Origin of the sequence: Methanobrevibacter filiformis, from assembly GCF_001639265.1 — an archaeon.
Taxonomy (GTDB): domain Archaea; phylum Methanobacteriota; class Methanobacteria; order Methanobacteriales; family Methanobacteriaceae; genus Methanacia; species Methanacia filiformis.
Window position 1 is genome coordinate 1 of sequence record NZ_LWMT01000259.1, and the last position, 14,213, is coordinate 14,213.

At 28.0% G+C, this 14,213-nt stretch carries 10 protein-coding genes and 1 pseudogene; 9 read left to right on the forward strand and 2 right to left on the reverse strand.

Annotation, left to right across the window (positions count from 1 at the left end; genetic code table 11):
- Window positions 1-170 precede the first annotated feature (170 nt).
- From MBFIL_RS07995 to MBFIL_RS08010, 4 genes are all read left to right on the forward strand, one after another.
- Window positions 171-1,394 (forward strand): SHOCT domain-containing protein, encoded by a 1,224-nt coding sequence (locus tag MBFIL_RS07995; RefSeq protein WP_066973344.1) that lies wholly within the window; start codon window positions 171-173, stop codon window positions 1,392-1,394.
- A gap of 3 nt (window positions 1,395-1,397) precedes the next feature.
- Window positions 1,398-2,984 (forward strand): TFIIB-type zinc ribbon-containing protein, encoded by a 1,587-nt coding sequence (locus MBFIL_RS08000; RefSeq protein ID WP_211261743.1) that lies wholly within the window; start codon window positions 1,398-1,400, stop codon window positions 2,982-2,984.
- A gap of 466 nt (window positions 2,985-3,450) precedes the next feature.
- Window positions 3,451-6,282 carry a peptidase U32 family protein gene (locus MBFIL_RS08005; RefSeq protein WP_066973345.1) on the forward strand — a complete coding sequence of 944 codons (2,832 nt, stop codon included), beginning with the start codon at window positions 3,451-3,453 and terminating at the stop codon, window positions 6,280-6,282.
- A gap of 327 nt (window positions 6,283-6,609) precedes the next feature.
- A complete protein-coding gene (locus MBFIL_RS08010; protein WP_245637482.1) occupies window positions 6,610-8,568 on the forward strand; it encodes a MutS-related protein in 1,959 nt (652 codons plus the stop codon).
- An 85-nt stretch (window positions 8,569-8,653) separates the two neighbouring features.
- Here the strand turns inward: MBFIL_RS08010 and MBFIL_RS08015 are convergent, their stop codons facing one another.
- Together MBFIL_RS08015 and MBFIL_RS08020 are read right to left on the reverse strand one after the other, a co-directional pair.
- The gene (locus MBFIL_RS08015; RefSeq protein ID WP_066973349.1) at window positions 8,654-9,085 is read right to left on the reverse strand and encodes a hypothetical protein; all 432 of its coding nucleotides are present in this window, start codon (window positions 9,083-9,085) and stop codon (window positions 8,654-8,656) included.
- Window positions 9,086-9,115: 30 nt separating this feature from the next.
- Window positions 9,116-10,417 (reverse strand): phenylacetate--CoA ligase family protein, encoded by a 1,302-nt coding sequence (locus MBFIL_RS08020; RefSeq protein ID WP_066973350.1) that lies wholly within the window; start codon window positions 10,415-10,417, stop codon window positions 9,116-9,118.
- Window positions 10,418-10,857: 440 nt separating this feature from the next.
- On the opposite strand from MBFIL_RS08020, the gene MBFIL_RS08025 reads away from it, so the two are divergent.
- The 5 genes and pseudogenes from MBFIL_RS08025 to MBFIL_RS08040 form a co-directional block, all read left to right on the forward strand.
- A complete protein-coding gene (locus MBFIL_RS08025; protein ID WP_066973352.1) occupies window positions 10,858-12,444 on the forward strand; it encodes a sodium:solute symporter family protein in 1,587 nt (528 codons plus the stop codon).
- Between the two features lie 8 nt (window positions 12,445-12,452).
- Complete coding sequence (locus tag MBFIL_RS11195; protein WP_342667598.1) at window positions 12,453-12,560, forward strand: symporter small accessory protein; 108 nt, start codon at window positions 12,453-12,455, stop codon at window positions 12,558-12,560.
- An 81-nt stretch (window positions 12,561-12,641) separates the two neighbouring features.
- Window positions 12,642-12,863 carry a PRC-barrel domain-containing protein gene (locus tag MBFIL_RS08030; RefSeq protein WP_066973355.1) on the forward strand — a complete coding sequence of 74 codons (222 nt, stop codon included), beginning with the start codon at window positions 12,642-12,644 and terminating at the stop codon, window positions 12,861-12,863.
- 102 nt (window positions 12,864-12,965) lie between these two features.
- A complete protein-coding gene (pyrE, locus tag MBFIL_RS08035; RefSeq protein ID WP_084266357.1) occupies window positions 12,966-13,493 on the forward strand; it encodes an orotate phosphoribosyltransferase in 528 nt (175 codons plus the stop codon).
- A gap of 164 nt (window positions 13,494-13,657) precedes the next feature.
- Window positions 13,658-14,213: pseudogene (locus MBFIL_RS08040) on the forward strand (hypothetical protein); the annotation flags it as partial.

Genomic DNA, 14,213 nt, shown 5'->3' on the forward strand with positions numbered 1-14,213 from the left:
ATCTTCATGCAAAACCATAAACACCAACTCAACAAAAACTAAAAAACACTAATAATATATTACACCCCATAATATTTAAAACTAAGCATAACTAAAAAGAATCAAAAAATAATTATTGCACAGCCAACAAGAGTTTAAAAAATAACAAAATTTTTAGGAGAGATCTATTTATGGGATTTATTAAAGCATTTACAGGAGCAATTGGTGGAACACTTGCAGACCAATGGAAGGACTTTCTTTTACCAAGACCAGATATCACTGGAACATCAGTAATATTTGAAGCAGTGCCACAAGGAAGTAATGCAGGGCGTGGCTCAAATAAGGGATCAAAAAATATAATAACTAATGGAAGTAAAATAGTAGTGCCAGAAGGGACTGCTTTGATTACATTAGAAGATGGAAGAATAACTGGACTTGTTGCTGAACCAGGCGGATTTATATATTCTTCTGATGATCCTAATGCATTATCACTGTTTGCAGGAGACGGAATTTTAGCATCTACATTAAAACAATCATGGGAGCGTTTGAAATTTGGTGGGCAACCAGGTGTGCAACAATTAGCATTCTATGTTAATTTAAAAGAAATACCAAATAACTTTTTTGGAACACAATCAGAAATCTATTGGGATGATGCATATTTGGGTGCACAAGTTGGAGCAATTGCAAGAGGAACATATACTTTAAAAATAGTTGACCCAATATTATTTGTAAAAAATTTTGTACCTGCTATGTATTTACAATCAGATGCACCATTGTTAGATTTAGCCGATATGGATAATGATTTAGGTTCACAACTATTTAATGAATTTGTAAGTAGCTTAGCGGCAGCATTTTCCAATTATACAAACGATCCTAACAAGGGAAATCGTATTGCTAAAATTCAAGGAGATCAAATTGGTTTTGCAGCATCAATGTCACAAGCTGTAGAAGATGGATACCAATGGAAAGGGGATAGGGGTCTTGAAATAATAAATGTTGCTATACAATCAATTGAATATGATGAGGATACAAAAACATTGTTAAGTGATGTTAAAAAAGCAGATGCTTTGTCTGGGACACGTGGAAACGCATTTATGCAACAATCAGTAGCACGTGGTATGCAATCAGCAGGAGAGACTGGTGGCGGAGCAAATATGGCATTCATGGGAATGGGAATGAATGCGTCTGGTGGTATGATGGGAGCTACACAACAAAATGATCAAACACCTCAATCACAATATATTCAACAACAGCCACAGAATCAACAGTCAGTCGAATCACAATCATCAAAATCAACAGAACCTAAAGAAGAAGACCCTTATGACAAATTACTAAAACTTAAAAAATTACTGGATGCAGGTGTTATAACACAAGAAGAATTTGATAAAGAAAAATCTAAGGTTTTTGGGGATTAGTTTATGGAAGAAAAAAATCTGGGTAATTTAGAAAATCAAAATAACAACAAACTAGATATTTCTAATAATCAAAATCAGGATAATGGTGAAGAAGACACTTCTAATAATCAAAATCAGGATAATGGTGAAGAAGACACTTCTAATAATCAAAATCAGGATAATAGTGAAGAAGACACTTCTAATAATGAACCTAAAATTATTCAAACAAATCCTGATGCTAAAGATGGGCAAAATAAATGTCCTAAATGCGGTGCAACTGATATTTCACTTAATGCAAATAATGGAAAACTAAGATGTAATTTTTGTAGGTATGAATTTGAAGTAGAAAAAGTTGGAACAGATTCAGATTCAGATCTACGTAATTTAAAAGGTGAAGTAATAGGTTCAGGAGCTCAAAATATTATTGCAGATGTAGAAGATGTTTTGACTTTCAAATGTAGTAGTTGTGGGGCTGAGGTAATAATTAATACAACGGAAACTACTCAAGCAAGATGTCATTGGTGTAGGAATACGTTATCAATTAATCAGCAGATTCCAAATGGAGCTATACCAGATATGGTATTGCCATTCAAATTAAAAAAAGATGATGCAAAAGTCGAAATTGAAACCTTTGTGGAAAAGAGAAAATTTTTCGCACATCCAAAATTCAAAGAGGAATTCTCAACACAAAATGTCATGGGAGTTTACTTGCCTTACATGGTTGTTGATATAAATGGGCATTCAAAATTATCTGGACAAGGAGAACATACAGTTAGAACATATACTGTAGGCTCTGACAAAAATAAAGAAACACTTCATGATGCAGATTTATATAATGTTGAACGGGAATTTGATGTCCTTATAGATGATTTAACAATTGAATCAAGCTCTGATAAATTAATGGGCATGTCCTCTGAAAAAACAAATAATATAATAAATTCTATCATGCCGTTTGATACTGAAAACAGTGTAAAATGGAATGCTAACTATTTAAAAGGATATTCATCAGAAAAACGTGATATAAATATTGAACAATTGAAAAGTATAATAATCAGTCAGATAAAAGATATTTCAAGATATAAGGCTAATACAACTTTAGCACATTATGATAGAGGTGTTAAGTGGTCAAGTGAACAACTAGATATTAAAGGACAAAAATGGATTGCAGCATATTTACCTGTTTGGTTATATAGCTACCAGCAGGTTAAGAGTAGCAAGAAAAGTCTCTTACATTATGTTGCAGTAAATGCCAGAACAAAAGAAATAATGGGGAGTGTACCAATACATATGCCCAAGCTATTTGCTACATCAGCAGTAGTAGAAGTATTTGGAATCATTATAGCAATTTTCACTGCACCAATTACAGATGATTATTCGTGGATTGTTACTATTGCAGGTTTTGTATTTTTTGCATATTTCTATTTTAGATATCGTAATACGAATGCTAGACATGCCCATGAAAAAGAAACTAAAGCAACAGTGGAAAATCTTAAAAGGGTTGATATATTCATTAGACGTAAAACTGGTCTTAAAAATTCAAACATGAAAGGAGCTAATAATAAAAAAGTAAGTAATAAAAATTTTGCAATCATTGATTGGTTGATAGACTAAAATAAAATTTTTTTAGATGAATTTAAAACATATCTATGGTTGAATTAAATCTATTTGGTGTGTAATAATCACACATTATAATTCTTTTTGATTTTAAATTAAATTTTCATGCTAGAGGATAAAAAAACGTGTGGAATGCTTTTTCATGAAAGTAACACTAACAGTTCTTAGAATAGCCTGAGAAAGAAATTTTAGATTCTTTTAGACTATTATTATTACTACCTTATTGGATTATTTATTAACTCTAAGGATTGATATGAATGAAGTAATAAATTGTTAAATATAAATAACTATTTTTCATAACTATTACTAAATAATTATTACTCATAAAACAAAATAACTAATTTTTCATAAATCAATATTTATACTTTATTTATCCATTATTTTTTCAAAAATAGATACTTATTAAAAGAACTAATTATATATTATAATTATTAATCATATATTCTTTATTGAAGGTGTTGTTTTGATATTACCTGAATTACTAGCTCCCATTGGATCCTTTGAGCAATTAAAAATAGCTATTTTGTCTGGTGCTAGTTCTGTTTACTTATCTGGAAAAAAGTTTGGAGCGAGAAGATATGCAGAAAATCTCACATTAAATGAGATTAAAGAAGCTGTGAAGATTTGCCATTTATACAATGTAAATGTTTATGTAACGGTAAATACATTGATAAAAGAGGAAGAACTACTGGAAGTAACAGAGTATTTAATGGAATTGTATCAAATAGGTGTTGATGCTGTTTTAGTCCAAGATATTGGGATAATAGCTATTATAAATAAAATATTTGATGATTTTAAAATCCATGCTTCTACACAGTTGAATATACATAACAATGAAGGAATAAAATGGGCTAAGGAACATAATATACAACGTGTGGTTTTACCTCGTGAATTAAATTTTGATGAGGTTAAAGAAATCACAAAGTTCGCACATAAATTAGGTATTGAAGTTGAAATATTTATACATGGGGCTTTATGTTATTCTTACTCTGGGAACTGCTTATTTTCTTCATATTTAGGTGGACGAAGTGGTAATAGGGGAACATGTGCACAACCATGTAGGAAAAAATATAAAATCTTAGATAACAACTTTGATTATTCATTATCAACAAAAGATATGTCATTATATGAAAATCTGGATGATTTAATAGCTATTGGTGTAGATAGTTTAAAAATTGAAGGTAGAATGCGTAATAATGAATATTTGGCTATTGTTGTAAATTCTTATCGTAACGGATTAAATAAAAGGAAAAAGAGATTTTTAAATTTGAAAAAATCTAAATCAAACAATACTAAAAAACATAAAAATGAATATAATAACTATAAACTTGATAAACAAGATTTAAAAAATATAGAAAATCTTCAGCTTGTTTTTAATAGGAAATTATCTTCTGGTCACTTATTTGAGAAGAATTCAAAGAGTTTATTAAATCCAAAAAAACCAGGGCATGTTGGTCTTTTTATAGGTCAAATTGAGGAAATTACAGGTAATGATTTGAAAATAGCTATTAAAAATGACATTGTTAATATTCCTGAGAGAGGTGATGGTTTATTAATTGAAGATAAATCCTCTAAAAATAGCTATGGTTTTGACATATCTTCAAATCCTATTTTGAAGGAGTCAGAGGATATTAGAACATTAACTATTAAAAAAATAGCTAAATTCTATTCAAACCAGAAAAATAATAAATCAAATCATAAATCACAAAAATTTGAACTTTCTAATGGTGATAATGTTTATATAACTAAAAGATTATCTTTTTCAAAGTATTTAAAAGAATTATTAAGTGATAAAAACCCTAAGAATATTAAAAAATCAAAACTAAATATTAAATTAACAGTTGATAAAAATAATTATCCTATGCTTACTGGTGAAATTAAACTTCCAAATGGAAAATCAATTAAGCATGTTGAAAAAAGTAATTTTCAGTGGGAAATAGCTAAGAATAAACCATTAGATACTGTAACCTTAGGAAAACAACTTTCAAAATTGGGTGATCTTCCATTTATTCTTGATGATTTGAAAATAGTTTATAATAATAACTTATTTGCACCGATAAGTGAAATAAACAAATTAAGAAGGGATTTTTTATCTAAGTTAGAATCATTAATCATTGCTACATATGCTCCAAATGATATGAGCTTATTTAAATCTAAAAAGAGATATGATGAATTTATTAGACAACATGATTTCATTGGTATTGATATTAAACAATTAAAAGATGATTTAAGCTTGGATATATTAGATTCTAAAGGAATTCAGCAAAATATCACTAATAAATACTCTTTATCTATTTATATTAATGATTTGGATGTTTTGAAATTTTTAACTAAAAATTCATCTGCTTGCAAGAGAATTTATATAGAAATTCCTCCTAAGAATTTAGTTTTTAAAAATAGCTCTATTGATATAAGTTATATTGTTAATTTTATCAAAGAAGCTGTTTTAACAGCTAAAGGTCAAAAATATGAACTTGTTTGGAAATGGTCAGATATTTTACATGAACAAATAAAGAAAAGTTTTGTTAAAGCTTATGGAATTCTAAGTAAATTAGGGATATCTATTAAAATAATGACTGGATTAGGGAATTATAGTGATTTAATTAAAGATAATTTAGGTATCTATGGTTCAAAATCCTTAAATATTTTTAATCAAGAAAGTATATCTATATTAAGTGATTTCAAATTATTAACGTTGTCTACAGAACTTTCAAGTAAAGATTTATCTAATTTTATGTTTGATTATTATATCAATCAAAAAATTAATTATAATATTGATTTAAACAGTGATTTATTGAATAATTCTAAAATGCCAATTATTGAAGCAATTGTTGGAGGAAATATTGAATTACTAAAGACTAAAATAAACATGTTTAATTTATATTTCAATAATTCAAATTCAAAGAATTTAATTAATTCTAAAAAAAATAAAACATCTAAAATAGATAAAAGAGGTGAAAAAGATAAAATAGATAAAAATTTATTTTTAACAGATTCTGAAGGTAATGACTATTTTATTAAACAAGATATTGCTGGAAATAATATTTTAGTTAGTAATAAAGAGTTATCTTTATTAAATTGCATTCCCTATTTAAAATCATTAGCTATTCATAATTTTGCTCTTGATTGTAGGTGGAAATCTAAAAATTATATATGTAACTTAATTACTTATTATAAAATTGTTATTGAAGATGATTTTTTATCAGAAAAGGATATTAATTTATTAAATGACAAAATGGTTCATAGCTTAGGTATTGAAACAAGTAAAGGTAACTTTTTTAAAGGTGTTAAGTAATATCATTGATTTTTACTTTCATTCTTTCTGCTAATGTTTCAAATTTAGTTTTATATTTTCTATTTTATTAAGGTTCCTTACATTAAGGTTCCTTACTATTTCTTCTTAAAATATTACTTTTCAAATGCTCTTGTGTAAATTAGACATATAGTAATATACATACTTACAACTAGAACTTAAAATCAATCTTGTGGAAAATGGTTTTAGTTAACTTATAATACTTGATATTATAATATTTTCATATTAAGATATTAATAATAAGTCTACTATCAATTAATAATTATTGGGAATCGGATAATATGGATTTAATTGATAATTATGTTAGATATGGAATTAATAACGCGATGGTGTATTCTAATGGGCGCAGCAGCTACAAATTTGGAGTTAAAGAATATTAAAGGAGTAGGAGAGAAATTATCCAGTAAAATAGTTCAGCATGTTGGTGGAGAAAAAGAACTAAATAGAATTATAAAAGAGTTAGATCTTGAGAAAATATCTTCAATTGAAGGAATAAGTCAGAAAAAATCGATTGAAATCATGAATCAACTTCTTGGAAATCCTGCTCAAAAATTCTTAAAAAGTGATCGAGCTATTCAGCTATATGATGAAATTATAGAGAAAATTTTATCCTATTCTAATACAAAATATTCAGAAAATAGAATACTGCTTTTAGCACCAAGTAAAAATATAAAAGCAATTAAAAAACAACTATCCTTTGTAATGAATGCAAAAGAAGCAGTTTCTAAATTACCAATATCTAAACTTCAAAAATTAATGAAAAATCTTCATGAACCTCAAGAAGTTAGACCAAAGTTCGATGCAAGTAAAGCTATTTTAGTTGAAAGTCCAGAAGACTATGATTACCTGCTTGATCTTAAACTAAATCAATATTATCCAATAATAACATTATCTGAATCAATGATGATAGAAGAAGAGCTTCAAAATTATGAATTAATTATATATGTTTACACTCAAGGATTTTTAGAAGTAGATGATTCAAATAATCTTGTAATGATTAACAAAGACTCTCCAGTTCATGAAATAGTTCCAGAAATTATTTTAGATTACTTTAATCATAATAAAAAGCTATTTGAAAAAGTTTTAGAAATAAGGAAAATTTTAGGTAAAGATTCAGTTTTAGAAGATGTAGTGACTATTTTAGAAAGTGTTGACTCATTTAAACTAAAAGAGATTGATTTAGATGAAATTATAAATTCATCTAAAAAAATTGCTGATAATGAACTTAAAGAAGCTATTAAAAATATCGATATTGATGGAGATGAAGTGTTAGACCTTTTAAATAATGAAATTCCTCCAAAAATAGGTAAAATATTTGATAAAATAATTACAAAAGCTAAAAACACTATAAAGTCTGAAAGTGGAATTGATTTTGATCCGTTTTTAAGAAAATATCCCTTAGAATTAGATGAAAACGAAATTGAAAGAATAAAACAAATGGAAAGTTCTAAAAAAGAGAATAGAATATTTGATATTAAATCAACAGTAGCAAGTCAACTTGGAGCTATTAAAGAAAAAGCAATAATTGAAGTTAAAGAAGCTTTAGAATTTGATTATGGATTTTGTTTAGGTAGTTTTGCTCATGAATACAATTTAAGTCCTCCTAAATTCGCAAATAGCTTTAAATTGAAAGGAGCATTACACTTGGAGTTAGGACTTGAAAAAGGAGATAATATTCAAAGAGTAGACTATGATTTATCTGTTCCAGATAACATAGCATTACTTACTGGAGCAAATAGTGGGGGAAAAACAACTCTTCTTGAAACAATTGGGCAAATAGCTATTATGGCTCAAATGGGATTACCTGTATGTGCAGAATCTGCTGAAGTTAAGTTATTAGATGAAATGTATCATTTTTCTAAAAAACGTTCATTAGATGCAGGTGCTTTTGAATCATTCTTAAATGTCTTTATTCCAATAGTAACAACAGACAGTGAAAAACTTGTACTATTGGACGAGCTTGAAGGAATAACTGAACTTGAAGCAGCAGTTAAAATCATATCGAGTTTTATTGATATGATAAAAGAATCTAAGTCCTTTGGAATCATTGTTACTCACATGGCTAAAGAATTAATGGAATACACAGATATACGTGTAGATGGTATTGAAGCAAAAGGATTAGATGAAAAATACGAACTTATTGTTGATAGAACACCTAAAATGAACTGTTTAGCAAGAAGTACTCCTGAATTCATATTAAAAAGAATCTACGAAAATTCAGAAGGAAAATTAAAAGAAGTTTATGGTGAAATACTTAAGAAGTTTTAGTTAAATAGGTTAAAGAAGTTTATAAAACTTTTTATTTTAGTTTAAATAGGCTAAAGAAGTTTATAAAACTTCTTATTATTTAAAATCATAAATTATCAATATCTTCTTGAGATAATAATGTGGCATTACCTTCTTCTAAATATTTAATTCCTTTTTCAACATCTTCAAGTTTTATAACTACAATAGCTTGTTCTGTTTTATTACTTGTAAATGCATAGAGATATTCTAGATTTATTTCACCCTTATCAAGTAAATCTAATATAATGGATAATCCATTTGGTTTATCTGGAATTTCAACTACTATTACATCGGTTTCTTTTACAATGAAGTTATCTTTTTGTAATTGCTGTTTTGCTTTTTCATTATCTGATACAATTAATCTAATTATTCCAAATTTTGTTGTGTCTGCTATTGAAAGTGCTCTTATATTTATTCCTGCATTTCCAAGTGTTTCTAAAGCTTTTTTCAATCTCCCTTCTTTATTTTCAATAAAAACTGAGATTTGTTTGATATTCATTTTGTAATCTCCTTTTAATATAATAGCTATTTAATCAAATTTTCTATGATCTACAACTCTAACAGCTTTTCCTTCACTTCTTGGAAGACTTTCACTTTCTACTAAACTAACATCAACTCTAATTCCAATTTCCTTATGGATTTGCAATGCAATGTTTTTTTCGATTTCTTCCATTTCTTTCATTTCATCTGAAAATAAGGATTCAGTTGCTTCTACCTTAACCTCTATTTCATCAAGATTACCTGGTCTTGTTACAATTATCTGATAATTAGGGCTTAAACCATCTATTTTAAGTAACGCTCTTTCAATTTGAGATGGGAACACTATTACTCCTCTAATTTTCAGCATATCATCGGTTCTACCAGTTACTCTTGACATTCGTGGAGTGGTTCTTCCACATTCACATTTTTCCCAAGTAATTGATGTTATATCTTTAGTTCTGAATCTTATAACTGGCATTCCTTCTCGAGTAATTGTTGTTAAAACTAACTCTCCTTTTTGTCCTTCATCTAGGGTTTTTTTTGTTTTAGAGTTAATTATTTCTGGATAAAAATGATCATCTGAGATATGAAGTCCTTTTTTTATTTTACATTCTGTTGCAACACCAGGACCTATAACTTCAGTTAATCCATAAATGTTTAGGGCAATTATTCCAAGTTTACGTTCTAACTCTTCTCTCATCTCTTCAGTCCACATTTCAGCTCCAAATATTCCTGATTTTAAATTAATATCTTCTTTTTCAATTCCTTCTTTTTCAAGAACTTCTGCTAAATACATTGCGTATGAGGGAGTACATGTAAGTATGGTACTTTGAAAATCTTTTAATATTTCGATTTGTCTGTTAGTGTTTCCTGCAGATATGGGGATAACCGTTGCTCCAAGTTTGTATCCTCCATGATGTATTCCAAGTCCTCCTGTAAATAAACCATATCCGTAACAGTTTTGGATTATATCTTTTTTAGTTCCATCTGCCATAGTTATTGCTCTAGCTATTACTTCTCCCCATATTTCAATGTCTCTTTCTGTATAACCTGACACTGTTGGTTTTCCAGTTGTTCCTGAAGTTGTATGGATTTCAACTATTTCTTCCTCATTAACTGCAAACATTCCAAAGGGATAAGATTCTCTTAAATCAGTTTTTGTAGTGAAAGGAAGTTTCTCAATATCTTTTAACTCTTTTATGTCTTCAGGCTTCACTCCTATTTCATCAAATTTCTTTTTATAAAAAGGAACATTTTCATAAGCCTTTTTAACAGTTTCTTGAAGTAATTTTAATTGATGTTCTTTTTTATCGTCAATATTCATAGTTTCCATTTCTTCATTCCATATCATACTATCCCATTTAATATTAATTTTTATAATTAACTATCTCTATTAATATAGCTATTTAGTGTATTTTTTCAGTTATTTTTCTTATATATGGATTTAATAACCTTCAAATAGCATTTTATTCCTAATACTTATCTTTTCTTGATATTTTATATTGTAATTAGTAGTTGTATTTATTTCTAATTTTATCATCTGTATATTATTTATAAAGGTTTATATAAATTAAGTTTTTATATAATACTATTTCATAAATCAAAATAAGATAAACTTTAATTTATTAATAATTATTATATTAGTTAATTTATATTAGTTAATAAAAATAATAAATTTAATAATAGCTATTTTGTGTAATAATTATTATTTTTAGTAATAAATATATCATTTCTATTGTTTAAATTTATGTAGTAATTAATAAGTTTTTATCTATATATGAGGTTTTTTTAATGGATGTTTTAATTTTAGTAATCGTTTTCTTAATTTATTTTATCTTAATTGGGTATGTAGGATATATAGCTTGGAAAAGAACGAATTCGTCAGAAGAGTTCATGTTAGCAGGCAGGAAAACTCATCCTTACATTATGGCATTAAGTTATGGTGCTACTTTTATTAGTACTTCAGCTATTGTGGGTTTTGGAGGAGTTTCTGGTCAATTTGGAATGGGGATATTATGGTTGGCATTTCTAAACATATTTGTTGGAATATTCATAGCATTTGTTGTTTTAGGTAAAAGAACACGAGCTATTGGCCATAATCTTAAGTCTTTAACTTTTCCTGAGTTTTTGTCTCGTAGATTTGATAGTAAATTCATACAATATTTCAGTGGACTTATAATTTTCCTTGGAATGCCTATTTATGCTTCTGTTGTCTTAATTGGAGCTGCAAGGTTTATGGAAACCTCTCTTTCAATGAATTTTCAATTGGCTCTTATAATATTGTCCATAGTTGTTGCGGCTTATGTTATATTTGGAGGAATAAAAGGAGTGATGTATACTGAAGCAGTTCAAGGAACTATAATGCTTGTAAGTATGGCTGCTTTACTCATAGTTACTTATTGGCTTTTAGGAGGGATAGAAACATCTCATCTTGCTTTAACAAATTTGGCACCACATTTCCCAGCTTCAGCTCAAGCACTTGGGTCTACGGGCTGGACGACATTTCCAACTTTTGGAAGTCAGTTTTGGTGGTACTTAGTTTCTACAATTATCATGGGTGTAGGAATAGGGGTACTTGCTCAACCTCAATTAGCTGTAAGATTCATGACAGTAGAATCTAACAAAGAACTAAATCGTGCAGTATTAATAGGAGGAATATTCATATTCTTTGTTGTTGGAACTGCATACATTGTTGGGGCACTATCTAATGTATACTTCTTTAATGAATTAGGTCAAATTGCAGTTAATGCTGTTGGAGGAAATATTGATAAAATAATACCTACATTTATAAGCTCAACAATGCCAGAATGGTTTGTATATGTCTTTCTTTTAACATTGTTAGCTGCTGCAATGTCTACACTAAGTTCTCAATATCTTGCTCAGGGAACTTCACTTGGAAGAGATATATATGGTAGTTTAAAAGGGTTTAAAAATAATAAATCATTTAATTTTACAAAAATAGGTATTTTAATAGCAGTGTTATTAGCATTTGTTCTTAGTTTAGTACTTCCAGGAAGTATTGTTGCAACAGGAACTGCACTCTTCTTTGGTATTTGTGCAGCTGCTTTTTTATCTGTATATATTGCTGCGTTATTCTGGAAACGAGCAAATCGTCAAGGTGCAATCGCAGGTATAGTTTCTGGGACAATAGCTAGTCTATTTTGGTTAATTTTTGTATTTGGAAAAACAGCTAAAGGTTTAGGAATATGTAAATTATTATTTGGTCAAGAATCATTAATTTTGTCTCTTCCATGGTCTGTTGTTGATCCAATTTTAATAGCTGTTCCTATTTCATTTATATTTTTAGTTGTTGTATCTTTACTTACAAAGCCAATGGAATCAGAACACATTGATAACTGTTTTGATGGTGTAGGGTAGGTGTTAAAATGTTTTTAGGAATTCTAGACCCATGGATTTGGGGAGGATATGTACTTTTGGTACTGTCCATGATATTGTGTGTTGTGTATGGTTTAATTAATTGGAATAAAGATTAATAGAATATTATGGATTAGTTTATTCATTGGATTAATAGGCATGATTCAGATTAATAGTTATTAATCATGTGTGGGTTCTTTATGTTAATAAAAGAAAATTTAATTGGAAAAGAAGTAGTAAATGTGGAAGCAATGGTAATTGGAAAAGTTGTTGATGTTGAATTTAATTTAGACTCTTTTGAAATTGAAGGATTAATAATAAAAAAATTAGGAATATTTTCAGACATTATAAGTAAAGATGAAATTATCATACCATTTGGTATTATTAAGAAAATTGGTGATAAAATTATTCTTAAAAACTAACTAAACTATTACTTAATTAATGAGCATTTTAATTAGATGATTAAATAGCTAAAACTATTAATGATTAAATATTTACTTTATTAACAATTGATGGGTGATGAATTGGTATCGAAATCTTATTTAATGGATCTTTTAAAGAAAAATAATGTTGTTCAATTTGGTGATTTTGTTTTATCTTCTGGAAAAAAGAGTAATTATTATATTGATATGAAAAAAGGTATTACTAATCCTGAAATATTAAAAACAATATCTATTTTGATTTCTGAAAAAATTGAAGGGGACTGTGTTGCTAAAATTGCAGGACCTGCTCTTGGTGCGGTTCCAATAGCTACGGCTATTTCTTTAGAATCAAACATTCCTCTGCTCATGATTAGAAAGGCAAAAAAAGATTATGGTACTTCTAAATTAATAGAAGGAATTTTAAGTGAAGGGGATAATGTTGTAGTTGTTGAAGATGTTACGACTACTGGAGGGTCACTTTTAAAAGCTATTGATGCTATTTCACAAAACCAAGGTATAGTCAAAAGAGCATTTGTTGTTGTTGATCGTGAAGATGGCGCAATTGAAAGATTTGAAAGTAGAGGTATTAAATTAGAACCTTTAATAACAGTTTCAGACTTTTTTGATTAATTATTAAACCTCAATATATTTCTGATTAATTTTTTTTATTTTTAATTATTACTTTTTATTACTTTTTATTACTTATTATTACTTTTTATTACTTTTTGACTGTGTCAAAAACTTCAGGGTGAACAAGTGAAAAAATTCAATGAAAAGTACAACATATACATGTAATGTTCAGCATAATTCAAAAAAAAGTGAGTATAATAACATTAATTAAATGGAGGAAGAATATAGTTAAATCTATGCAAAGAGAAAACAAACTTCCTCCAAGTAATAATTTGAATGTTAAAATATATAATGCTGATGGTTCCAAGAGAGTTGTGATAGAAGAAGAAATATTATATTTAGATAATCGTGTAGACCCAATATATCATCAAACATTGGAAAAAATGACAGGTAGGAGTCTTAAATGTCGTTACATCGATAATAGTGATTTTAAATGTGAATGTTGTGGTTCAGACTCATTTAAAATACATGATTATGGTCTTAGAAATCTGAATAAAAATCAAAAAATAGAATCCACAATTTACAAATGTAGGAAATGTGGAAAAACACATCAAACACCATTAGAACCTTTTGTTGATAAAAATAGTAATTACACCAACAAAGTCCAATCATTAGGCATTATGGTGAACTATCTATCACATCTATCATTAAATAACATATCTCTACTTAATGGAATTGTAAATAATGCATTTCCATCCAGACAAAGCACTCTCAACTATC

Bases quoted from the DNA above. Each gene is read 5' to 3' on its own strand.
- MBFIL_RS08030 (WP_066973355.1), top strand. From the start codon at position 12,642: ATGTTAATAAAAGAAAATTTAATTGGAAAAGAAGTAGTAAATGTGGAA.
- MBFIL_RS08000 (WP_211261743.1), top strand. From the start codon at position 1,398: ATGGAAGAAAAAAATCTGGGTAATTTAGAAAATCAAAATAACAACAAA.
- MBFIL_RS07995 (WP_066973344.1), top strand. From the start codon at position 171: ATGGGATTTATTAAAGCATTTACAGGAGCAATTGGTGGAACACTTGCA.
- MBFIL_RS08015 (WP_066973349.1), bottom strand. From the start codon at position 9,085: ATGAATATCAAACAAATCTCAGTTTTTATTGAAAATAAAGAAGGGAGA.
- MBFIL_RS08025 (WP_066973352.1), top strand. From the start codon at position 10,858: ATGGATGTTTTAATTTTAGTAATCGTTTTCTTAATTTATTTTATCTTA.
- MBFIL_RS11195 (WP_342667598.1), top strand. From the start codon at position 12,453: ATGTTTTTAGGAATTCTAGACCCATGGATTTGGGGAGGATATGTACTT.
- MBFIL_RS08010 (WP_245637482.1), top strand. From the start codon at position 6,610: ATGGAATTAATAACGCGATGGTGTATTCTAATGGGCGCAGCAGCTACA.
- MBFIL_RS08020 (WP_066973350.1), bottom strand. From the start codon at position 10,417: ATGATATGGAATGAAGAAATGGAAACTATGAATATTGACGATAAAAAA.